This window comes from Pseudomonas sp. A-RE-22, from assembly GCF_019956035.1.
GTDB lineage: Bacteria > Pseudomonadota > Gammaproteobacteria > Pseudomonadales > Pseudomonadaceae > Aquipseudomonas > Aquipseudomonas brassicacearum.
On record NZ_JAHBCZ010000065.1, the window covers coordinates 1 to 20,665 of the forward strand.

At 62.4% G+C, this 20,665-nt stretch carries 16 protein-coding genes; 7 read left to right on the forward strand and 9 right to left on the reverse strand.

Features of this window, described 5'->3' with window-relative positions; all coding sequences use genetic code 11:
• The 6 genes from KGA89_RS25480 to KGA89_RS25505 form a co-directional block, all read right to left on the reverse strand.
• Positions 1 to 2,280 (reverse strand): efflux RND transporter permease subunit (locus KGA89_RS25480; RefSeq protein WP_223472807.1); only part of this gene is annotated, 2,280 nt, incomplete at its 3' end.
• 52 nt (positions 2,281 to 2,332) lie between these two features.
• Complete coding sequence (locus tag KGA89_RS25485; protein ID WP_223472808.1) at positions 2,333 to 3,436, reverse strand: WD40/YVTN/BNR-like repeat-containing protein; 1,104 nt, start codon at positions 3,434 to 3,436, stop codon at positions 2,333 to 2,335.
• Between the two features lie 69 nt (positions 3,437 to 3,505).
• Positions 3,506 to 4,867 carry a DUF1329 domain-containing protein gene (locus KGA89_RS25490; protein ID WP_003201493.1) on the reverse strand — a complete coding sequence of 454 codons (1,362 nt, stop codon included), beginning with the start codon at positions 4,865 to 4,867 and terminating at the stop codon, positions 3,506 to 3,508.
• Between the two features lie 15 nt (positions 4,868 to 4,882).
• Complete coding sequence (locus tag KGA89_RS25495) at positions 4,883 to 6,532, reverse strand: DUF1302 domain-containing protein (RefSeq protein WP_223472809.1); 1,650 nt, start codon at positions 6,530 to 6,532, stop codon at positions 4,883 to 4,885.
• An 89-nt stretch (positions 6,533 to 6,621) separates the two neighbouring features.
• A complete protein-coding gene (locus tag KGA89_RS25500) occupies positions 6,622 to 7,389 on the reverse strand; it encodes a coniferyl-alcohol dehydrogenase (protein ID WP_223472810.1) in 768 nt (255 codons plus the stop codon).
• Between the two features lie 69 nt (positions 7,390 to 7,458).
• The gene (locus tag KGA89_RS25505; protein ID WP_223472811.1) at positions 7,459 to 8,931 is read right to left on the reverse strand and encodes a benzaldehyde dehydrogenase; all 1,473 of its coding nucleotides are present in this window, start codon (positions 8,929 to 8,931) and stop codon (positions 7,459 to 7,461) included.
• Between the two features lie 284 nt (positions 8,932 to 9,215).
• Between KGA89_RS25505 and KGA89_RS25510 the strand changes: the two genes are divergently transcribed.
• Complete coding sequence (locus tag KGA89_RS25510) at positions 9,216 to 10,991, forward strand: sigma-54-dependent Fis family transcriptional regulator (protein ID WP_223472812.1); 1,776 nt, start codon at positions 9,216 to 9,218, stop codon at positions 10,989 to 10,991.
• Positions 10,992 to 11,142: 151 nt separating this feature from the next.
• Here the strand turns inward: KGA89_RS25510 and KGA89_RS25515 are convergent, their stop codons facing one another.
• On the reverse strand, positions 11,143 to 11,772 hold the full coding sequence (locus KGA89_RS25515) for a hypothetical protein (RefSeq protein ID WP_223472813.1): 630 nt from the start codon (positions 11,770 to 11,772) through the stop codon (positions 11,143 to 11,145).
• 11 nt (positions 11,773 to 11,783) lie between these two features.
• Positions 11,784 to 12,686: a helix-turn-helix domain-containing protein gene (locus tag KGA89_RS25520; RefSeq protein WP_003201480.1), complete on the reverse strand. Its 903-nt coding sequence runs from the start codon at positions 12,684 to 12,686 to the stop codon at positions 11,784 to 11,786.
• Positions 12,687 to 12,960: 274 nt separating this feature from the next.
• Between KGA89_RS25520 and KGA89_RS25525 the strand changes: the two genes are divergently transcribed.
• The 3 genes from KGA89_RS25525 to KGA89_RS25535 all read left to right on the forward strand — a co-directional run bounded on the left by KGA89_RS25525 (position 12,961) and on the right by KGA89_RS25535 (position 16,252).
• Entirely contained in the window at positions 12,961 to 14,274 is a 1,314-nt protein-coding gene (locus KGA89_RS25525) for an ABC transporter substrate-binding protein (RefSeq protein ID WP_223472814.1), read from the forward strand.
• A gap of 158 nt (positions 14,275 to 14,432) precedes the next feature.
• Entirely contained in the window at positions 14,433 to 15,206 is a 774-nt protein-coding gene (locus KGA89_RS25530) for an L-iditol 2-dehydrogenase (RefSeq protein WP_223472815.1), read from the forward strand.
• A gap of 194 nt (positions 15,207 to 15,400) precedes the next feature.
• Positions 15,401 to 16,252 (forward strand): CAP domain-containing protein, encoded by an 852-nt coding sequence (locus tag KGA89_RS25535; protein WP_223472816.1) that lies wholly within the window; start codon positions 15,401 to 15,403, stop codon positions 16,250 to 16,252.
• A gap of 133 nt (positions 16,253 to 16,385) precedes the next feature.
• Here the strand turns inward: KGA89_RS25535 and KGA89_RS25540 are convergent, their stop codons facing one another.
• On the reverse strand, positions 16,386 to 17,270 hold the full coding sequence (locus tag KGA89_RS25540) for a LysR family transcriptional regulator (protein WP_223472817.1): 885 nt from the start codon (positions 17,268 to 17,270) through the stop codon (positions 16,386 to 16,388).
• Between the two features lie 113 nt (positions 17,271 to 17,383).
• Between KGA89_RS25540 and KGA89_RS25545 the strand changes: the two genes are divergently transcribed.
• The 3 genes from KGA89_RS25545 to KGA89_RS25555 are packed head-to-tail and all read left to right on the forward strand — an operon-like array spanning position 17,384 to position 20,416.
• On the forward strand, positions 17,384 to 18,733 hold the full coding sequence (locus tag KGA89_RS25545) for an acyclic terpene utilization AtuA family protein (RefSeq protein ID WP_223472818.1): 1,350 nt from the start codon (positions 17,384 to 17,386) through the stop codon (positions 18,731 to 18,733).
• Positions 18,733 to 19,056 (forward strand): hypothetical protein, encoded by a 324-nt coding sequence (locus KGA89_RS25550; RefSeq protein WP_003201468.1) that lies wholly within the window; start codon positions 18,733 to 18,735, stop codon positions 19,054 to 19,056. Before KGA89_RS25545 ends, KGA89_RS25550 begins: the two co-directional genes overlap by 1 nt.
• A 52-nt stretch (positions 19,057 to 19,108) precedes the next feature.
• Complete coding sequence (locus KGA89_RS25555) at positions 19,109 to 20,416, forward strand: CitMHS family transporter (RefSeq protein ID WP_223472819.1); 1,308 nt, start codon at positions 19,109 to 19,111, stop codon at positions 20,414 to 20,416.
• The last annotated feature ends 249 nt before the right edge of the window (positions 20,417 to 20,665 follow it).

Sequence of the window (20,665 nt, forward strand, 5' to 3'; positions counted from 1 at the left end):
CCCCATATCAGCCTGAAACTTGATCGGCGAGAACGCCCAGGTCGACACCGCCACAGCCAATGTCATGCCCGTCAACAACACCACTTTGCCGGTGAACAGCAGCGCCTGGTAATACGCCTGGGCCAAGGTGTCACCGGCCCGCATCCGCGCCAGGATCACGCTCAACACATAGAGCGCATAATCGACCCCGATGCCCACGCCCAGTGCGATTACCGGCAGTGTCGCGACTTTCACCCCCATGCCCAGCCCCACCATCAGCGCCTCGCACAGGATCGAGGTGAGCATCAGCGGCAGCATCGCGCACAGGGTTGCGCGCCAGCTGCGGAAGGTCACCAGACACAGCAGACTGACTGCGCCATAGACCCAGAACAGCATCTCGCGCATGGACTTCTTCACCACGATATTGGTCGCCGCTTCGATCCCCGCACTGCCGGCCGCGAGCATGAACTTGACCTCTGGCATCTGATGCCCGGCGATAAACTGCTCACTGGCCTCCACCACCCGGTTCAAGGTATCAGCCTTGTGATCGGCCAGGTAGACGTACAGCGACAGCATCGAGCAGCCCTGATTGAACAGCTCTCGCGGGGCGCGGGTTTGCACGGCACCCAGTGCGCCGTCATTGGGGATCAGTTCATACCATTTGAAGTTGCCTTCGTTATACCCGGCCGTGGCGATCTTGCTCAGCGCTGCCATCGAGGTGGTCGATTCCACGCCGGGCAATTGCTCCAGTTGCCAGGCCAGCGCATCTACCGCGGACAGGCTGGCGTAACGGGTGCATTGATCCTCGGGGGTCTTGATCATGACCACGAAAATATCCGAGCTGGCCGCATAGTTCTGGGTCATGAACAACGCATCGCGGTTGTAGCGCGAGTCGGCACGCAACTCTGGAGCGCCGGGGTCCAGATCGCCGATTTTCAGGTGCAGGCTCACGGCAAAACCAAACGCGGCCAACAGCAAGCCAGCCAACATGGCGCCCGTGGCCCAGCGCCGTTGGGTGAACAAATCGAGCACACGCCACAGGGGATGCTTGATCTGCGCCTGTTGCTCTGTGGTTTCCGCACTCAGGCTGCGTTGCGCCGCCGCCGGGCTGACGCCGATATAGCTGAGCAGGATCGGCAGCAGGATCAGGTTGGTGAAAATCAGCACTGCCACCCCGAGGCTGGCGGTGATCGCCAGGTCCTGGATCACCCGAATGTTGATCAGCAGCAGCACCGCGAAGCCCACCGCATCACAGAGCAAAGCGGTGATGCCGGCGGCGAACAGTCGACGGAAGGTATAGCGCGCGGCAACCACCCGGTGAGTACCGCGGCCGATGTCCTGCATGATGCCGTTCATCTTCTGCGCGCCATGGCTCATGCCAATGGCGAACACCAGGAACGGCACCAAGGCCGAGTAAGGGTCCAGCTCATAGCCGAGCAGCGCTAGCAGCCCCAGTTGCCAAAGCACCGCCGCCAGTGAACAGATCACCACCACCAAGGTGCTTCGCGCGCAACGGGTGTAGCCAAACAGCACCAAGACCGTCACCAGTACCGCCACCACGAAGAACAGCAATACCTGGGTCATGCCCTCGATCAGGTCGCCGACGATCTTGGTAAAGCCGGTGATATGAATCCGCAGGTCATCGGTCTGGTACTTGTCTCGCAGCGCCTCCAGTTGCCGGGAGAACTCGCCATAGTCCAGCGCCTTGCCCGTCTGCGGATTGATTTCCAGCAACGGCACGAAGATCACGCTGGATTTGAAGTTGCCGGCGACCAATTGCCCGACTTCCCCGGAGCGGGCCACGTTGGTCCGCACCTGCTCGAGGCTGGTGGCCGAGCCATCGTAATCGTCGGGGATCACCGTGCCGCCGTCGAGCCCGTCTTCGGTCACGGCAGTCCAGCGCGTGGTCGGGGTCCATAACGATTTCATGTAGGGGCGGTCGACGCCCGGCAGAAGATAGAGCTCGTCGTTGAGCCTGGCCAGGGTGTCGAGGTAGTCCTTGGTGAAAATGCTCCCCTGCTTGACCTCCACGGCGATGCGCAGCGAGTTGCCCAGGCCGCTCAGTTCCTTGCGATTCTCCAGGAAATTGGCGACGTAGGGATGCCCCGTGGGGATGGTCTTTTCGTAGCTGGCATTGATGCCGATGTGCGTGGCTTGCCAACCGAGCACCAACGTCACCAACAGACACAGCAGGACCACCAGCGGTCGATGGTTGAAGATCGCCCGCTCAGCGAAGTTGCCCGACGCCCGGTCAAAGTCTTCCTGGCGGCCGATCACGGTTTGGGTTCTGTCGTCTTTCAAGTTTGACTCCTGTTGCACGAGCCGTGGCCCGATAGCGCTACACCGTGAAGTTTCAAGGTTGACCTGCGGCCCGCGGATCCTGGTCAGCGGCCACGCCGGTCAAGCCGACGCTGGCCAGGCTGCCGTCGACCGCCTGTTGCACGGCAGCGAGCGTCCCATCGCTGCGGCTCTGACGCTTGTCAAAGCTTCGCCCCTGGTCATGACTGAATAGAAGTTCACCACTCTGGCTGGCCAACAACAGGCCGCCGTCGCGCAGTTGGAGAGCGCTCGCCAGTGTCGATTCGATACCGGTGTCAAGGCGGCGCCAACTGTTGCCACGATCCCCGGACCACCAGGCGTTTCCGCGCAAGCCATAGACCACCAAGGCCCCGTCGCGGGTGCCGAGCAGACCGAAGAAGCTGCCCTCATACGGTGACTTCAAGGCCTGGAATGACTGCCCAGCATCGGTGGAACGCAACAGCAAACCGCGCTCCCCCACCAACCACAGATCGTTGCCCAAGGCGCGGATGCCATACAGGTTCAAGCCCTGCGGATTGTCCACATGCCGCATCCACGGCTGCCAGCTTCGCCCGCCATCGTCGGTACGGTAGATCTGGTTGTAGGCGCCCACGACGTAGCCGTGCAGGCGGTCACTGAAGTACAGGTCGAGAAACGGTTTATCCGGTCCGTCATCGAGCATTCGCCGTGCCTGCGCCAAGTGGCTGGCACCGTCGGGTTGATTGACATCGCGCTCAGCGAACTGTACCGCCAAGGCGATGGCACGCTGACCGTCGAGTTGCTTTTGCCAGGTTTCTCCGCCGTCCTGGGTGTGCAGCACCACGCCCAGATGACCGACCGCCCAGCCCTGCTCGGCATCGACGAATTGCACCGCCGTCAGGCTGACACTGACCGGCACCTTGGCCTGGCGCCAATTGACTCCAGCGTCATCGCAGAGCAGCACGATCCCGCGCTCACCGACCGCCACCAGACGCTCGCCGGCCCGGGCCAGCCCGAGCAACACCGAGCGCTGGGCCTTGGCGGTCGGCAATGCCGGCTGTTGCAGCACGGCCAATGTCGTGGCCTGTGCAACCAAGGGCACGCTCACCAACAGGCTCCCCACCAAGGCGCAAACGCCCCATAGCGGACCGCGACTCGCAAAAAATTTTTCAACGTTCATATCGTTATTCCCCCTGGAAAATCGTAAGCGACCGCGGCGAACCTCCTCCTCGCCACGGCCGCCACAGGTTCAACGCATGTTTTCGTTGGCCATGGCATCCGGCGTGAAATAGGACGCCGAAGGTCTCGCGATCTTCTGGTACTGAACCGCCAGGTCATTGCTCGATGCGTTGAGGAAGTAGGCTCCGGTGTCGAGGTTGTAGCTGCCCCACATGACCTGTGCGGTGAGGACCGGCATGTCCGGCGCCAGCAGCGTCAGCGAATACATCTGCCGACCGAGCTTGCCCTGGGCGTCATAACCGTCGGCCATCAGGATCTGCCAGGAGTCTTCGTCGACGTAGTAGGTCCGACGCGGCACGACATGGCGCTTGCCGGATTTGAGCGTGGCCTCGACCACCCAGACCCGGTGCTTCTCCCAACGCACCAGATCAGGATTGAGGAAGTTTTCCTTGACCAGGTCGTCACTCTTGGCCAGCGCGGCGCGGTTATTGTTGTAGCCGACGATCAGCTCTTTCTTGCCCACCAGCTTGAGGTCATAGCGATCGGTAGGCCCGAACAGCATGAACGCTTCGTCGAACAGGCCGACGCCGGAGGTCACGAAGTCCGGCGTGTCATAGGCAATGTTTGGCGCCCGGCGAACCCGGCGCTGGCCGACCAGATATTGCCAGGCCGCCCGATTGGCCGGGTCCATGTCCCAATGGGTCATCAGGCCTTCGCCGGCCTTGGATGACGGCAACTCAGTCAACAGCTTGCCCACCTGGTACTTGCCCGCATAGTTTTCCAGGCTGCCGCCTTCGAAGTAGTAGGGAAACTGATAGGAGAATTGGGCCCGGGTCGCCTGGACTTTCTTGCCACCGGCGGTCATCAGCCAGGTATCGAAAGGCGCGCTGATGGTGTCGCCGCCCTGCCAGGACAACCGATAATTCCACAGCACTTGGGCACCGTTTTCCGGGATCGGGAACGGAATGCCACCGTAGGCGTTGGCGACCTTCTCGCTGTCCACGTCCAGGGTGGCGCGGGTGGCGTTCTTGCTGGTGTTGTCATACACCCATTGCGGAGCGGCGGCCGAGCGATGGGTCGGGTACACGTCCAGGCGATAGCCCGGGTATTTCTTCAGCAGCAGCTTGGTCCCTTCGGCCAACTCGCTGGCGTACTGCTCCATGTTCGAGGCTTTGATCGAATACAGCGGCTTCTCGCCGGCGAATGGATCGGGGCGTTTGTCACCCGGTTTGTAGCCAGGCGTGGCCTGGGTATAGCCGCCCTGCCAAGCCGGGATACTGCCATCGGCGTTGCCGGCACGCTCGCCACCCAAGGGAGTCAGATCGGTTTTCAGGCGCGCGGCCTGTTCAGGCGACACCGCCGCCTGCGCCAGCCCCATGCCAGCAAGGGCCAGGGTCAGGACGCATGTGTTCAGGAATGCTGTGTTCTGCATGGCGAATCCACCTTATTAGAATGAGGTTTTCACGTAGAGCGAGACGAAGTCGCGATCGGCCAACGACTGTCCGTAACTGAAATTGCCGTCCTCGCGCAGCCCGGCTTTCGGTGCGCCGAAGAAGTTCACGTAGTTGAGGCCGACATCCCAGCGTTGCAGGTAGGTGGCTTTGAGCCCGACACTCCAGTCGCCGGAGTGGGTGTTGCCGAAGCCGGACTTGTTGACCGCCGATGAGCGCCCATCGAGTACCACACCCATGCCGATCGGCACGGTCAGGTCGATTCCGTCGACGATCTGGAAGTACGCCGGCTCGATCAATACCCGCAGCGCGGTGGCATCGCGGGTGGTGTTGGAGTCCAGCGCGGCAGCGTTCTTGGTCACGCTCAGGGTGCGGTTCCAGGCCAGTTCGGCCAGGGCCGATCCGCCATCCCAGAACGCGGTGGGCGATAACAGGTAGATCGCCGACAGGTTGGCGTGGGCGGTCTTGCCCCTGGCGAACAACTCATTGTCGCCACCATCGGCCGCCATGCCGGGGGTCACTACTTGCAGATTACTCACCAGCGGCGCGTTCCAGCGCACCGACGTTTCACCGGCAAAGTTGAACGGACCGTAGGCAGTGGAGAAGCTGACGCCAGCGGTCTTGATGTCTTCGGCGTAGACCTGGCGATAGGAACCCAGGATGGGCAACCCGGTGGCCGCAGACGCCGCACCGTCCAGGTACGCGTACAACCCGATTGGCGCTTTGTCGTGATACTGGGCCGCGTAGAAACCCAGCTCCAGCTCGGTGCCGGTCGGCTTGAAGCGGATCTGCATGCCGCCCTGCCCCGAATTGCGCGGTTTCAAATCGCCGCCATTGACCGTGTCGTTGCCGAACACTTCGCGCAGAGGGCCACTGCCGTAGCCGATGGCATCGACATCGCTCAGGTAGCTGCCGGCGCCGGGCAGATTGGAACGTTCCCACTCAAACTGATAGTAAGCGCCCACCGACAGTTGCGGGTTGATCTGCAACTGCCCGGAGATCTGATTGACCGGGCGCAGGATCTCCTTGAACTGAGTCCCCGGCACGCTGAGCAACTTGACGACATCGGTCGGGCCCTGGGCATTGGCAATGCCGTTGCCACCGTAGAACAGGCTTTCCCCATAGATCAGGCTGTGTCGGCCCAGGCGCGCCACGCCCTGGGAGTCTTCACCCAGATCCCCGCGCAAGAACACGAAGGCGTCGAGGATTTCCGCGTCGCGGCCATGGAGCTTGCGGGTTTCACTGAGGAAATGCGTTTGCTCGCTGCTGTCGGTGTCCTGGTTGTAGATATCGTCGTACCAGGCTGCGCCGCTCACGCGCAGCCCATAGTTTTGCCGGCTCAGGTCCATTTCGGAAAACAGGTCCAGGCGGTTGGAGACCAGGCCACTGCTGAAATTCTTGTCGCCCTGGCTCTGGATCGAGGGGTACAGGCCGCTGGCGGTTGGCGCGTTGACCAAGCGGCTGTCCTGTCCATGCAGGCGCCAGGCTTGGCTGTACTTGATAGTGTTGTCCCAGCGCAGTTTCCAGTCGGAGTCACCCAGGTCCATTTGCATGGCCTGGACCCTTTCGACCATCACACCGGTGCTGCATAACGCCAGGCACAGGGCGCAATGCTTGAAACCAAAGCAATCTTTGAGGTTATCCATGGACGCTTCTCATTATTGTTATTTTTTGGCATGGCTTTGCAGCCAACACGCTCGGGTAGCGGCTTGCGCCGCGTTGTACGGATGCGCATTCAGATGTAGGTGGAGGCCAATCCACCATCGACCGGCAGGTTGACGCCGTTGATCCAGCGCGACTCGTCGGCACACAGGAAAGCGATCACCGCCGCCACCTCATCGGCGTAAGCGGGACGTTTCATGCGATGGGCATCGGCCTGGGTCCGGGCCTCGCCGAGCATGCTCACGAAGTCGTCGAGGATGGGCGTGAACACCGGGCCCGGTGCAACACTGTTCATGCGCACCGAATGCTCAAGAAACCAGGGTTGGGCCTGCAGGTAGGTCCAGACGATCAAGGCTTCCTTGAAGTACTGGTAGCAGGTCTGGTCCGGCACCCGGTGGTCGGCCAGCCAGGCTTGCGCGACGGCAAAATCTTCGATGCGCGCCAGCGCCTTGTGCTGTTCCAGGCGCAACGGCCATTCGGCGCCGAGGATCGAGGCGATATTGACGATGCTGCCGCCAGCGTTGATGCGCGGCAGCAGCGCACGGCTCAAGTGGCGCAACCCGAGGTAGTTGACCCGCGCCAGCAGTTGCGGGTTGGCAGTGCCCGGCACCCCGGCGATGTTGCACAGGCTGTCGAGCCGTGCGGGCAGCTGCGGCAGCAGCCGTTCGATGTTTTCGGCGCTACTCAAATCGCCCTGCACAAAACCGTCCAGGGTCATGTGCGGCGCCTTGAGGTCGACGCCAATCACTTGGGCGCCATGAGTGCGCAGCAGGCTTGCCGTGGCAGCACCAATGCCTGACGAGACACCGGTGACCAGCACAATCTTGTTGTCGAGTTTCATGTTGAGTCCTCTTATTATTTTTGTGTACTCGCAGGGCCCTCAGCTCATCGGGCCCTGTAAACCTGCCTGTCAGAAGGGGTAGACCGGCGCCTGGTCCTTGACCGTCACCCACTGCCATTGCGTGTATTCGTCCCAGTCCGCCGGGCCGCCGACGCTGCCGCCATTGCCCGAGGCGCCGCGCCCGCCGAACGGGTTGATGCACTCATCGGCGACGGTCTGGTCATTGATGTGCAACATGCCGCACTGCAACCGCTCACCGATGGCCATGGCCCGGCCTACCGACGGCGAAATGATCGCCGCCGCCAAACCGTACTCGGTGCGGTTGGCCAACTCGACAGCTTCATCATCGGTGGCGAAGCTGACCACCGTTGCCACCGGCCCGAAGACCTCCTCGTCGAAGGCCCGCATGCCCGGTTTCACGCCGCTGAGCACGGTGGCCTGGTAAAACAGTCGATCGTGCTCGCCGCCTGCCTCCAGCCGGGCGCCGGCACGCACGGAGTCGCTGACGATGTCGTGCACCCGTTTCAGCTGGCGCTGATTGATCAGCGGCCCCAACGCGGCCTCGCCCTGGGCGGCGTTGCCGACGGTCAAGGCCCGGGCCTTTTCCACCAGTTTGCGGGTCAGTTCTTCGGCGATGGATTCATGGGCGAGGATCAACCCGGTGGCCATGCAAATCTGCCCTTGATGCAGCCAGGCGCCCCAGGCCGCGTTGCGAGCGGCGAGGTCGAGATCGGCGTCTTCAAGAATGATCAGCGGGTTCTTGCCGCCCAACTCCAGTGCGACCTTCTTCAGGTTGCGCCCGGCCACTTCAGCGACCTTGCGACCGGCGCCGGTGGAACCGGTAAAGGCGATCATGCGCACGTTGGGGTCGCGGCACAGCGCCTCACCGGCATCCGCCGCGCCGGGCAACACTTGCAACAAGCCCTTGGGCAGCCCTGCCACCTCGAACAACCGGGCGATGAGGAAACCGCCGCTCACCGGGGTCTGCGGATCCGGCTTGAGCACCACCGCATTGCCCGCCGCCAGGGCTGGCGCAACGGAGCGCATGGACAACACCAGGGGAAAATTGAAGGGCGAAATCACCCCGACCACGCCATGGGGCTGGCGCCGCGCGTAGGACAGGCGCCCCGCCTCGCTGGGCAGGACCACCCCATGGGCCTGGGACAGCAGGCCCGCGGCCTGATGCAACAGCACGATGGCTTCGCGTACTTCGTGTTGGCCCTTGAACAGCGCGGCGCCGGTCTCCCGGGCCACGTACAGCGCCAGTTCATCGAAGGACTGCTCAGCCACGTCGGCGGCCTTGCGGAAGATCGCCGCGCGTTGCCGCGGGCCCAGCGCCGCCCACCCCGGCTGCGCCAGGGCTGCGTCGCGACTGGCCTTGGCGATGTCGGCGGAGTCGGCCGTGGCACAGCGCATCAACCGCTCACCGGTGGCCGGTTCAATGATCCATTGCAGCAGACCCGACGCAGGCACCCAGTCACCGTTGAAGACACATTCCGACTCGATCACCTGGGACAACAGGTGGCTTTTGGATGCAGACATTTAACACTCCCGGCTCTTTGTTGTTGTCATCGTTTGCCGCACCTGGAAGGTATCGACGCAAACGCCGTGCTAGTGCCTGAGCAAGCGCTGTGCCGGTTTTGCCCGCAGACCTTGATAAACCTGGCGCAGGGCTCTGGATCAATGGTCTGCATCGAATGCAGGACTGATGAAGCACCTGCCGACGTGGCCGTTGGCCAGCTGCCGCTTGTTCATTTGATAAAGTTATGCTTAATAACTATCTCGCCAGATGATCATTTCGATCACCCGCCATCAGGGGCATAACAATGAATAATCCCCACTGCCAGTTGCCGGATCACCGGATCGCCACCGAGCACTTCCGCCCACGGGGTGACAGCAACGAGCTGACCGACAGCAGCTCGCCCACGACGGCAGAACTCACCGCGTGTCTGTTTTTCTCCCCCGACGACGGTCGTATCTGGCTCAACGACCAACGCATGTTGCTGCTGCACAGTTCATCCTTCGGTGCGTTGCGCCGGGAAATCATCGAACGCCAGGGGCTGGAACAGGCCCGTGGCATGCTCACCCGCACCGGCTATTCCTCCGGCGCCCGGGACGCCCGGCTGATTCGCGAACGCTGGCCCCACGCCGATGCCGCAGCGGTATTTCGTGCCGGCACGCATCTGCACACCCTTGAAGGCATGACCAAGGTCGAGCCGCTGCACTTCAAGTTCGATGCTGATTCGGGGTTCTATGAAGGGGAATTTCTCTGGCATCACTCCTGTGAGGCCGACGAGCATGTCGCCGCCTATGGCACCGGGCAGGATCCGGTGTGCTGGACCGAACTGGGCTATGCCATCGGTTTCGTCAGCGGGCTGTTCGGGCAACTGGTGATTTTCCGCGAAGTGGAATGTCGAGGCATGGGGCACGAACGCTGCCGAGTCGTCGGCAAGACCGCCGAGCAATGGGGCGATGTCGAGCAGGACCTCAATTACCTCAATGCCTCACCGCCAGCGGTCGTCGCGCGCACCGACAGCCAGTCCGACAGTGTTGCCGGCACCGCCCCACTGCCGGACAGCGAACAGCCGCTGATCGGTGCCAGCGCCGCCTTCAACGCCGCGACCCAGGCCTTGCAGCGGGTGGCCTTGACCCCCGCCACCGTGCTGGTCAGCGGCGAATCCGGCGTCGGCAAGGAGATGTTCGCCCGTCAGTTGCACCAACTGAGTCGCCGACGCGATGGTCCGTTCATCGCCCTCAACTGCGCGGCCATCCCCGACAACCTGATCGAGGCCGAACTGTTTGGCGTTGAACGCGGTGCCTATACCGGGGCCACCCATTCACGCCCCGGTCGTTTCGAGCGAGCCCATGGCGGCACGTTGTTCCTGGATGAGATCACCTGCCTGAGCCTGGCCGGGCAAAGCAAGTTGCTGCGCGCCTTGCAGGAGCGGGAGATTGAACGGATCGGTGGTGGCCACGGCATCAAGGTCGATGTGCGGGTCGTGGCGGCCACCAACATCGACCTGCGCAAGGCCGTGGCGGAAGGCGCGTTCCGTGAAGACCTGTTCTACCGGCTCAACGTCTACCCCATCGCCCTGCCGCCCTTGCGCGAGCGTCGCGATGACATCCCGTTGCTGATCAATGCTTTCCTCAAGCGCTTTTGCCAGGAGTACGGCCGCACCCCGATGGGCCTGACCATGCGTGCCTTGAAGGTGCTGTTGCGCTATGACTTCCCGGGCAACGTGCGGGAATTGCAGAACCTCATCGAGCGCGGCCTGATCGCCAGCGAAGAAGGCCAGGCGATTGACCTGGTCCATCTGTTTCGCAATGAGCAACTTCCCGTGGATGCGTACTCCGTGGACCTGCACGGCGGTCTCTCGCCGATGGGCCTGGCCGCCAACGACGCCGCGGAAAAACCGGCCCTGCTCCAGTCCCTCAGCCAACTGGACTCGGACTTCTCCATTGACGGCCTGGAATCACGGCTGATCAACGAAGCCCTGCAACTGAGCAGCGGCAACCTGGCAGCGGCCGCACGCTCATTGGGACTGAGCCGGGCACAGTTCGCCTATCGGTTGAAGAAGCATCAACGAGGTGTCGCGGACTAAACCCCGAACCTGGGATCACCATAATTCCCCTGTGGGAGCGAGCTTGCTCGCGATGGCGGTGGGTCAGCTGACATTGATGCTGGCTGGGTTGACGCCATCGCGAGCAAGCTCGCTCCCACATTGGTTTCTGCGGAGCTGCAAGCTCTGCAACTCAATCCGTCGTGCTCGCCGCCAGTACGGCAAGCGTTCGGCGCTTGGGGTTCCAGATGCTCAGGCACCAGACGCCCCACCACTCCAGGCCATCGTCGAAATAATCGCTCCAGGAGGCCCGTGCCGGATCGTACTCGTCGCTGGCCGTCCAGTTGAGGTTGAAGTTATCGACCCAGCTCAACACCACCCCATCGGTACCGTCCTCGAGCCCAAGCAGGTCGAGCCATTCGCTGAACAGCGCCTGCGGGGTGTCGTCGCTGAAACGGGTGCCATAGGGCGGGTCGCAGAAGGCCGCGTACAAGGCATAAGTGTGCTGATCATCTTGGTCGCTCCGCATGAGTCGAGCCCGTTCGTCCCGGTTCAGCGGCTTGGCGACGGCCTTGCTCAAATCCCAATCCATGGTGGGGGGCGCAGCCTCGGTATAGCGCGGGTCCAGAGTCAGTTGGCGATGACGCTCCAGCCATTGAGCCTTGAGGTGCTGGAACAACAGGTCCACAGCCTGACGATGAAGCACCTCATCAGCGGCATCACTCGCCTCGGGCACAAGCACCAGGAAATCGAAGGCACAACCGGCCTTTTCCATCCGCTGGCGCAGGGATGCGCTGGCTTGCTGTTCCACGATGCGCAACATGACAGTCTCCATCAAGCGAGGGGAAAAGCGCCCCGCCGGTACTCGCTGGGGGTCTGGTTCATCTCTATCCGAAAGTGCCGGTTGAAGTTGGACAAGTTGTTGTAGCCCACTTCAAAACAGATATCGGTCACGGGCATTTCGCTCTGCAACAGCAAGCGACAGGCGCGCTGGACCCGCAGCTTGCGCATCAGGTCAATGAAGCCGTGCCCGGTGATGCGCTTGAAGAACCGTGAGAAGCCCGGCTCGCTCATGTCCAATTGACGAGCGATCACCGACAGGCGCAGGTCGCCAGTGAGTTCGGCTTGCAGGTATTCGAAGGCTCTATGGATGCGCTCGGAGCTGCGCGCATCGAGGGTCGGCGCGTAGCAAGGGCTCGCCAGGCTCAAGGCCTCGTCGCCAGGGGCTTGGTTGAGGGTGTGCAGCAGTTCCAGGAACAGCGCCAACCGCGCCAGTCCCTGGGCCGGGCCGATGGCTTCCAGCAGGTGCGCGGCCCGCCGCGCGGTGTTGCCGTCGAAGGTCAGGCCACGGCGGGCGCGTTCGAACAGGCCCTGCAGATCGCCCAGTTCGGGCAGGGTTCGGCGCAAGGTCAGCAGCGTGGCACCGTCGAATTGCAAGACCACGTCACGCCCAGGCAGGTGCTCGCCCGGCGCCAGATCGCCCATCCAGTCGTGGGGCAAGTCCGGGCCAATCATCGCCACATGGCCTGGGCCAAACGGGCCGATGTAGTCGCCCGCCAGCAGTTTGCCGCTGCCCTGGCGGATCAGGTGGATTTCAAATTCAGGGTGATGGTTCCAACGCGCCATCGGGTACGGGTAGTCATGCTCGTACCAGCGAAAACTGTGTTCGGGCTCAGGCAGGATGACTTCCAGTTCGGCTGGTCGCTGCTCGAACAGCGGCGTTCGGTGATCAGGCATGTCGCGCCTCTTTTATCGTTATAGCGGGCACCTTACGCCGAGTGCGCAGCGGTTCGCCAGCCTCGGTCTGACCGCCCACTGATACTTTTTTAACCCGGCCCTGTCGCGCTCAAGGGCGTTAAAAAAAGTATCAGCGCACGATCCTCCCTGCGTTTGTCGGCCTCCACAGGCGCTGCTGTAATCGGCTTGCCATTGGCGACGAACCGCTCAGCCCGACGCCACGGCCCCCACAACAATAATAATTCTGCGCCCAGGCGCAGCTCTGGAGAAGCTCATGAAAACAGTGCCCAAGGTGCTTGTCATGTTCGCGGGATTGTCTTTTGCCCTGGCCGGACAGGCCGCCGAGACCCTCACCATCGCCACGGTGAACAACGCCGACATGATCCGCATGCAAAAACTCTCGAAAACCTTCGAGAGCGAGCACCCGGACATCAAGTTGAACTGGGTGGTACTCGAAGAGAATGTCCTGCGCCAGCGCCTGACCACTGACATCGCAACCCAGGGCGGGCAGTTCGACGTGCTGACCATCGGCACCTACGAAACCCCGCTGTGGGGGGCCAAGCACTGGCTCGAACCGATGACCAACCTGCCCGCCGAGTATGACCTGGAGGACATTTTTCCTGCCGTTCGCCAAGGCCTCTCGGTCAATGACACGCTTTACGCCCTGCCCTTTTACGGCGAAAGCACCGTCACCTATTACCGCACGGACCTGTTCAAACAGGCCGGCCTGAGCATGCCCGAGCAACCGACCTGGAGCCAGCTCGGTGAATTCGCTGCCAAGTTGCACCAACCTGACCAGGGCCAGTACGGCCTGTGTCTGCGGGGCAAGGCCGGTTGGGGCGAGAACATGGCGCTGCTCAGCACCCTGGCCAACACCTTCGGCGCCCGTTGGTTCGATGAACAATGGAAACCGCAGTTCGACAGCCCGCAATGGAAGGCCGCCGCGCAGTTCTACGTCGATACGCTGAAGAAGTACGGCCCGCCGGGCCTGACCAGCAACGGGTTCAACGAAACCCTGGCGCTGTTCAACAGCGGTAAATGTGCGATCTGGGTCGATGCCAGCGTCGCGGGCTCCTTCATCACCGACACCAGCCAAAGCAAGGTCGCCGACCGTGTGGGCTTCGCTGCCGCCCCCATCGAAGTGACCCATAAAGGTGCTTCCTGGTTGTATGCCTGGTCACTGGCGATTCCCACCAGCTCCCGGCACAAGGACGCCGCCAAGGCGTTCGTGGCCTGGGCCACGTCCAAGGACTACATCCAGTTGGTCGCCAGGCAGGACGGCATCAGCAATGTCCCGCCCGGCACGCGCATGTCCACCTACAGCGACGCCTACCTGAACGCCGCTCCGTTCGCCCGGATCACCTTGAAAATGATGCAGAACGCCGACCCGGCCCACCCCACCGCCAAACCGGTGCCGTACGTGGGCATCCAGTACGTGACGATTCCAGAGTTCCAGGCCATCGGCACTTCCGTCGGCAAGCTGTTTACCGCCGCCCTCACCGGGCAGATCACGGTGGAACAGGCATTGGCCTCGGCGCAATCGAGTACCGAGCGGGAGATGAAGCGGGCCGGGTATCCCAAGAAATAACGATTGGTACCTTCCCCGAGGCTAGAAGGTTTGCCCCGCTGTGGGAGCAAAGCTTGCTCGCGATACAGGCACCTCGATTTCTGAGAGACCGCATTTGCTTCATCGCGGGCAAGCCTTGCTCCCACAGTTTTTTTTTGTACTTCGAAAAGGACAACCCCATGAAACGACTGGAAGGAAAAAGTGCCCTGGTGACCGGTGCCGCCCGTGGCATCGGCAGGACGTTCGCCCAGGCCTATATCAACGAGGGCGCCACAGTGGCGATCGCCGATATCGACCTGGAGCGGGCCCAGGCTACCGCCGCCGAACTGGGTGATAGCGCCTACGCGGTCAAAATGGACGTGACGGACCAGGCTTCGATCGACCAGGCCGTCGAGGCCGTGGTGGCCCGGGTGGGCAAGCTGGATATCCTGATCAACAACGCCGCGCTGTTCGACTTGGCGCCCATCGTGGAAATCACCCGCCAGAGCTACGAGCGGCTGTTTTCCATCAACGTCGCCGGCACGCTGTTCACCCTGCAAGCGGCGGCGCGGCAGATGATCCGCCAGGGCCATGGCGGCCGGATCATCAACATGGCCAGCCAGGCCGGTCGACGTGGCGAAGCGCTGGTCGGTGTCTATTGCGCCACCAAGGCCGCGGTGATCAGCCTCACCCAATCCGCCGGGCTGGATCTGATCAAGCATCGGATCAACGTCAACGCCATCGCCCCCGGCGTGGTGGATGGCGAGCATTGGGATGGCGTGGATGCGCTGTTCGCCCGCCAAGAAAACCTGCCGCTGGGGGAAAAGAAGCGCCAGGTCGGGCAACAGGTGCCCTATGGCCGGATGGGGACTGCGGAGGACCTCGTCGGGATGGCGATTTTCCTCGCCTCGGCGGAAAGCGAGTACGTGGTGGCGCAGACCTATAACGTCGATGGGGGGAACTGGATGAGCTGATAATCTGCGATTTTATGGCCTTGAAACGACGGAAATGGACTTATTCGCCTGAAAGTTGATCCCACTATTTGAGGATTATCCCGAACGCTACCCAACGGTGCCGTTCCAAGGGATTTCAAAAGAGCGTGAATACCGTTGCCCCAGCGGGGCAAAAATTGCGCATCATAGGCGCCGTCCGCTCAAGGGAGATTTACATGCGTGCCATTTCATCCGTCATGGGTCTTGTCGTGCTGTCGCTGGGCCTGGTTTTCGCCACCAGTGCCACGGCCACCGAAGAGACGCAACTGGTCGAGTCCATCAACCTTTACCGCAGCCAGTCCCAAAGCTGTGCCGGCCAGGCCTCGCTGGAGTTGCCACCGCTGGCGATGGATTCCCGGCTGATCCTGTCGGCCAATGGCATCGGCGACCTGCAGCAGGCGCTGGCGCGGGCGGCCTATCCAATGGTCAACGTGCAGGCCATCAGCCTGTCCGGGCCGCGCGATGCGCAATCGGCCATGAAAGCGGTCCAGGAAAGCTTCTGCCAGGTAGTACTCGACCCGCAGTTCGTCGACATCGGCGTCAGCCGCCTGGACCGCGAATGGCGCATCGTGCTGGCGCGCCCACTGTTGTCGGCGCGCCTGGGTGACTGGCAAGCCGAGGGCCAGAAGCTGCTGAAACTGATCAACAGTGCCCGCACCCAGCCGCGTCGCTGTGGCACCGAAACCTTCGCCGCCACCACACCTCTGGCCTGGAACGCCACCTTGGCCCTGGCCGCCGTGACCCATACCCGGGCCATGGCCAACAACAATTTCTTCGACCACAAGGACCGCGACAACCGCATGCCGGGCGACCGCGCCGAACTGGCTGGTTATCTGGGCCAGTTGATCGGCGAAAACATCGCCGCCGGACAAGACACCGCGCTCAAGGTGGTGGACGGCTGGCTGGCCAGCCCAGGGCACTGCGCCAACCTGATGAACCCACAGTTCCGCGAATTGGGCGCCGGGTATGCGACCGATCCGAAAAGCGATGCAGGGATCTATTGGACGGCGATGTTTGGCACTCAATAGCGCGGTGGCCGGGCCAGCGCTTTCGCGAGCAAGCTCGCGCCCACAGGGGGCGTTGTGGTGGCCACGCAATCAAGTTCCACCACCAGCCAATCTGGGAGCGAGCTTGCTCGCGATAGCCATTGCTCGATCAACCTCAGTGTCCGTGGCTGAGCAGCACCTGTCGCAAATGCTGCATGAACTGGCTCAACGAAGGTGATTGGGCCACCGGCTTGCGCTGCAACAGGCCGATCGAGCGCTTCGCCGGCTGGTCGATGGCGGTGACAGCACACTGCTCACCGATGTTGAACACTGCCGTGCAACTGGCCGGCAACAGAGAAAATCCCAATCCTTCGCGAACCAGGGCCGTGGCCGTGCTCATGTGCGCCACTTCCCAGGCCGGCACAGGGTCAACGTTCAAATAGCGTAACGCAGCGTCAGCCAGGGGCCGGATGCTGGTGTCAGGCGTGAGGGCAATATAGGGTTGCCGCTTCCAGTCGTCCTGGCCGTCACGCTGCGGGTCCTTGTGGCTCAGCAACACCAGGTTGTCATCCAACAGGCGCACAAAGCTCAGTCCGGACAGATCGTCAGGCAACGAACTGATGCCGGCGTCCACCTCTCCTCGCTGCACCCAGCCCATGATTTCCCCGGCGCGACCGTCCAACAAGCTCACCGTCACGCCAGGGTTTTCATGCTGGAAAGAAGCAATGGCGATCGGCAGGAATGACGCCGCAGCGGTGGGCAAGGCCGCCAGCCGGAGCGTGCCACGGCTCAGGCTCAGGGTGTCACGAGCGTCGCGCACGGCGTCGTTCATGTCCCGGAGCATGCGCCGGGCCTGGGGCAGAAAATGCTCACCGGCCGGGGTCAGCTCGACGCTGCGGGTATTACGCGCGAGCAACTGCAGCCCCATGCTCTCTTCCAGTTTGCGGATGCTATAGCTCAGCGCCGGCTGGGACAGGTGCAACTGTTCGGCCGTGCGGGTGAAGCTCGAAGTCTCGGCAATAAGGATGAAGGCACGAAGCTGACGAAAAGAAACGTTCATGACCCACTCATAAGATTAATGAATCAATTGATTCTATCTTTAAAATTCACAGAATAATCCAGTCTCTCCACTATGGGGCCACCCCTCAGTGCCACCCCTCAGTGGAAAGCGACATGACAAAAACAATTCTCGTCGGCTGCGGTGCCGGTTTCGCCAATGATCGACCCGACGCCGCCCTGCGCCTGGCCCAGGACCTGGCACAACGCAGCGGCCAGCGCTACATCATGCTGGAACTGCTGGCTGAACGGACCCTGGCCGAGGCGCAGCTACGCAAGCGCCTGGACCCGCAGGCGGGATACTCCGCGCGTCTGTTCGATTTCCTCGAGCCCATGCTGGACGTGTGCATCGAGGCCGGCATCCCGATCATCACCAATGGCGGCGCCGCCAATCCCAGGGCGGCCGCGCAACGGTTGCGCCAGACGCTGGCAGGCCGCTTCCCTGCACTGAAAATCGCCTGCGTGCTGGGTGATGATCTGTTGGAAGAAACACCGCCCCGTTACGAACGATGGCTGTCCTCGGAGCCCTTGGAGCACCCCGTGTCGGTGAACGTCTACACCGGGGCCGACGGAATCGCCCAGGCGTTGGCCGAGGGCGCTGGCATCGTGCTGTGTGGCCGGGTCGCGGATCCGTCGCTGGCCGTGGGGGCGATCCGCCATGGGTTGGGTTGGTCGGCCGACGATTGGCAGAAAATGGCCATCGCCACCACCGCAGGCCATCTGCTGGAGTGCTGCACCCAGGTCACGGGGGGCTATTTTGCCCATCCTGGAATGAAAGACATTCCGGACCCGGCCAATCTCGGCTGCCCCATTGCTGAGATCCATCAGGATGGCCGCCTGATCATCGGCAAAACCCGCAACTGCGGCGGACGGGTCAGCGAACAGACCGTCAAGGAACAACTCCTTTACGAAGTACACGACCCTCGACGCTATCTGACGCCGGACGTGGTGCTGGACCTGGGCCAGGCCCGTGTACAGGACTTGGGCGATGACCGTGTTGAAATCAGGGGCCTGCTGGGTCACCCGCGTCCCGACACGCTCAAGGGTCTGGCGGGTGTGCGCGGCCTCTGGTTCGGCGAGGCGGAAATATCCTACGCAGGCCCCGGCGCCGTGGCGCGTGCCGCGCTGGCGCGGGAAATCCTGCTGCAGCGCTTCAACCAGTTGGCACCCGGGGTCCAGCCCTGGATCGACCTGTCCGGGGTCGCCAGCCTCTTCAACGACCAGGGCGGTCGTTATCTGCAACAGCAACTGGCCCAGGCGCCCGCCCTGGAGGATGTGCGCGTGCGCATCGGCCTGACTCACACCGACCGACGGCTGGTGGAGGCCCTGCTGGCAGAGGTCGAGTCGCTCTACACCAACGGGCCGGCGGGCGGCGGTGGCGTCCGGCGACACCTCGCCGAGACCGTTACCACCCGCAGTTTCCTGCTGCCGCGAGATGAAATCCATACAACCCTGGAGTGGTACTGATGAACCTGGTCACCCTAGCCGACTATGCCCATGCCCGTGCTGGCGACAAAGGCAACATTCTCAGCATCGCCCTGTTTCCCCACGATCCGGCCCACTATCCGTGGCTGCTACGGGAATTGACCTGCGCCCGAGTGGCCGAGCAATTCGCGACGCGACAACCCTCCAAGGTGCATCGCTATGAACTGCCGAACCTGAATGCACTGAATTTCGTGCTCGAGGACGCCCTGGAGGGCGGTGTGAATCGCAGTTGCGGTCTGGATCGCCATGGCAAGAGCCTGAGTTACCTGCTTCTGGCGTTGCGCCTGCCCGGACCGCAAGGCTGATCGACTCACCGCCCACGAACCTTCGACAACAATAAAAAAGAGAGGCTGCAACATGATTACAACCCTGGGTTTCCTGATGATGCTCGCCATCATCGGATTGATATTGCTGCGCAGGATCAGTCCGGTGGTGGCGTTCACTACCCTTCCCGTGATCGTTTGCCTGCTAGCCGGCTTCAATCTCGGCCAGATCGGCGAATTCATCAAGGCCGGCCTGATCACGGTGGCCCCGACCGCAGCACTGTTTCTGTTTGCCATCCTGTTTTTCGGCATCATGCGTGACCGGGGCTTGTTCGATCCATTGGTCAACCTGCTGATCCGCAGCACAGGCGGCAAGCCGCTGGCCGTGGCACTGGTGACGGTTTTGGTGACGTCAGTGGTCCATCTCGACGGCGTCGGCGCCGCCACGTTCTTGCTGACCATCCCGGCCCTGCTGCCCTTGTATAAGCGCCTGAACATGAGCCCGGCGATGTTGCTGTGCCTGGTTGGCACCACGGCCGGCGTGATCAATATGGTCCCTTGGGGCGGAACGACCGCACGCGCTGCCGCAGTGTCGGGGCTGGATGCCACCCAACTGTGGCTAGGCTTGCTGCCGGTGCAGATGGTGGGCCTGACGTGCATGCTCGTTGTCGCGACAGTGTTGGGCTTGCGCGCCCAGCGTCGCCAACCGATGTCGCTGGGCGCGGCTGCAACCTGTGACATGGACAGCCTGCAACCCCTGGACCGTGAATTCGCCCTCTCCCCCCGGGAGCTGCGTTACTGGCTGAACGTGGCGATGACCGGTGGGATCCTGGCGTGCCTGTTCACCGGCATTTTTCCCTTGTATGCGTGTTTCATGGTGGGATTGGGCATCGCCCTGCCCTTGAACTTCCCGTCCCTGGACGCCCAGGCCGAACGCCTCAAGGCCCATGCGGCCGATGCGCTGCAAATGGTCCTGGTGATGATGGCCGCCGCCGTCCTGTTGGGCGTGCTCTCCGGCGCGAAGATGTCCGACGGCATGGCATTGGCACTGATCGATATCATGCCAGCCGGTTCTGCCCAATACCTGCATGTGATCGTCGGTTTCTTCGGCGTCCCCTTGGGGATGATCTTCTCACCGGACGCCTACTATTTCGCCCTGCTGCCGGTGATCAGGGACGTGGCCGCTGCCGCGGGTGTCCCCCTCGAGGCCGTGGCCCGGGCCATGCTGATCGGTGAGAACACTGGATTCTCCATCAGCCCGGTGGTGCCCAGCGTGTACCTCGCGCTGGCGTTGTCCGGCGTAGAGCTTCGCAAGCACATCGCCTATACGTTCTTCTGGGCCTGGGGCGTCAGCCTGGTGATGCTCGCCTTTGCCGTGATGACTGGAGCGGTACAGGTTTGAGCAGGCGGTGAATGCGGTGCTGACGGATGCGTTTGATGAGGCCCAGGTACTGCTGCCTCAAGCGTTTGGGGGCGATTACCCTTTGGGGTCGGTGTGTATATCCGTTGCTGCGGTAACGGCGGCTTAGGGTTCCGCCCTTACGGCCAGCCCTTTCAAGGTCTTTGATAAAATCCCACAAAACTCAGTCAGGGTGACAGAAGCGATGTGGGCAGAAGTTCTAGCGCGGTTTGAGAAAAAAGCACCGGCCAG

Excerpts from the sequence above, each read along its gene's own strand:
- KGA89_RS25490 (WP_003201493.1), bottom strand. The coding sequence starts at position 4,867 with ATGCAGAACACAGCATTCCTGAACACATGCGTCCTGACCCTGGCCCTT.
- KGA89_RS25555 (WP_223472819.1), top strand. The coding sequence starts at position 19,109 with ATGATTACAACCCTGGGTTTCCTGATGATGCTCGCCATCATCGGATTG.
- KGA89_RS25515 (WP_223472813.1), bottom strand. The coding sequence starts at position 11,772 with ATGTTGCGCATCGTGGAACAGCAAGCCAGCGCATCCCTGCGCCAGCGG.
- KGA89_RS25505 (WP_223472811.1), bottom strand. The coding sequence starts at position 8,931 with ATGTCTGCATCCAAAAGCCACCTGTTGTCCCAGGTGATCGAGTCGGAA.
- KGA89_RS25495 (WP_223472809.1), bottom strand. The coding sequence starts at position 6,532 with ATGGATAACCTCAAAGATTGCTTTGGTTTCAAGCATTGCGCCCTGTGC.
- KGA89_RS25540 (WP_223472817.1), bottom strand. The coding sequence starts at position 17,270 with ATGAACGTTTCTTTTCGTCAGCTTCGTGCCTTCATCCTTATTGCCGAG.
- KGA89_RS25545 (WP_223472818.1), top strand. The coding sequence starts at position 17,384 with ATGACAAAAACAATTCTCGTCGGCTGCGGTGCCGGTTTCGCCAATGAT.
- KGA89_RS25535 (WP_223472816.1), top strand. The coding sequence starts at position 15,401 with ATGCGTGCCATTTCATCCGTCATGGGTCTTGTCGTGCTGTCGCTGGGC.
- KGA89_RS25510 (WP_223472812.1), top strand. The coding sequence starts at position 9,216 with ATGAATAATCCCCACTGCCAGTTGCCGGATCACCGGATCGCCACCGAG.
- KGA89_RS25500 (WP_223472810.1), bottom strand. The coding sequence starts at position 7,389 with ATGAAACTCGACAACAAGATTGTGCTGGTCACCGGTGTCTCGTCAGGC.
- KGA89_RS25520 (WP_003201480.1), bottom strand. The coding sequence starts at position 12,686 with ATGCCTGATCACCGAACGCCGCTGTTCGAGCAGCGACCAGCCGAACTG.
- KGA89_RS25525 (WP_223472814.1), top strand. The coding sequence starts at position 12,961 with ATGAAAACAGTGCCCAAGGTGCTTGTCATGTTCGCGGGATTGTCTTTT.
- KGA89_RS25530 (WP_223472815.1), top strand. The coding sequence starts at position 14,433 with ATGAAACGACTGGAAGGAAAAAGTGCCCTGGTGACCGGTGCCGCCCGT.
- KGA89_RS25550 (WP_003201468.1), top strand. The coding sequence starts at position 18,733 with ATGAACCTGGTCACCCTAGCCGACTATGCCCATGCCCGTGCTGGCGAC.
- KGA89_RS25485 (WP_223472808.1), bottom strand. The coding sequence starts at position 3,436 with ATGAACGTTGAAAAATTTTTTGCGAGTCGCGGTCCGCTATGGGGCGTT.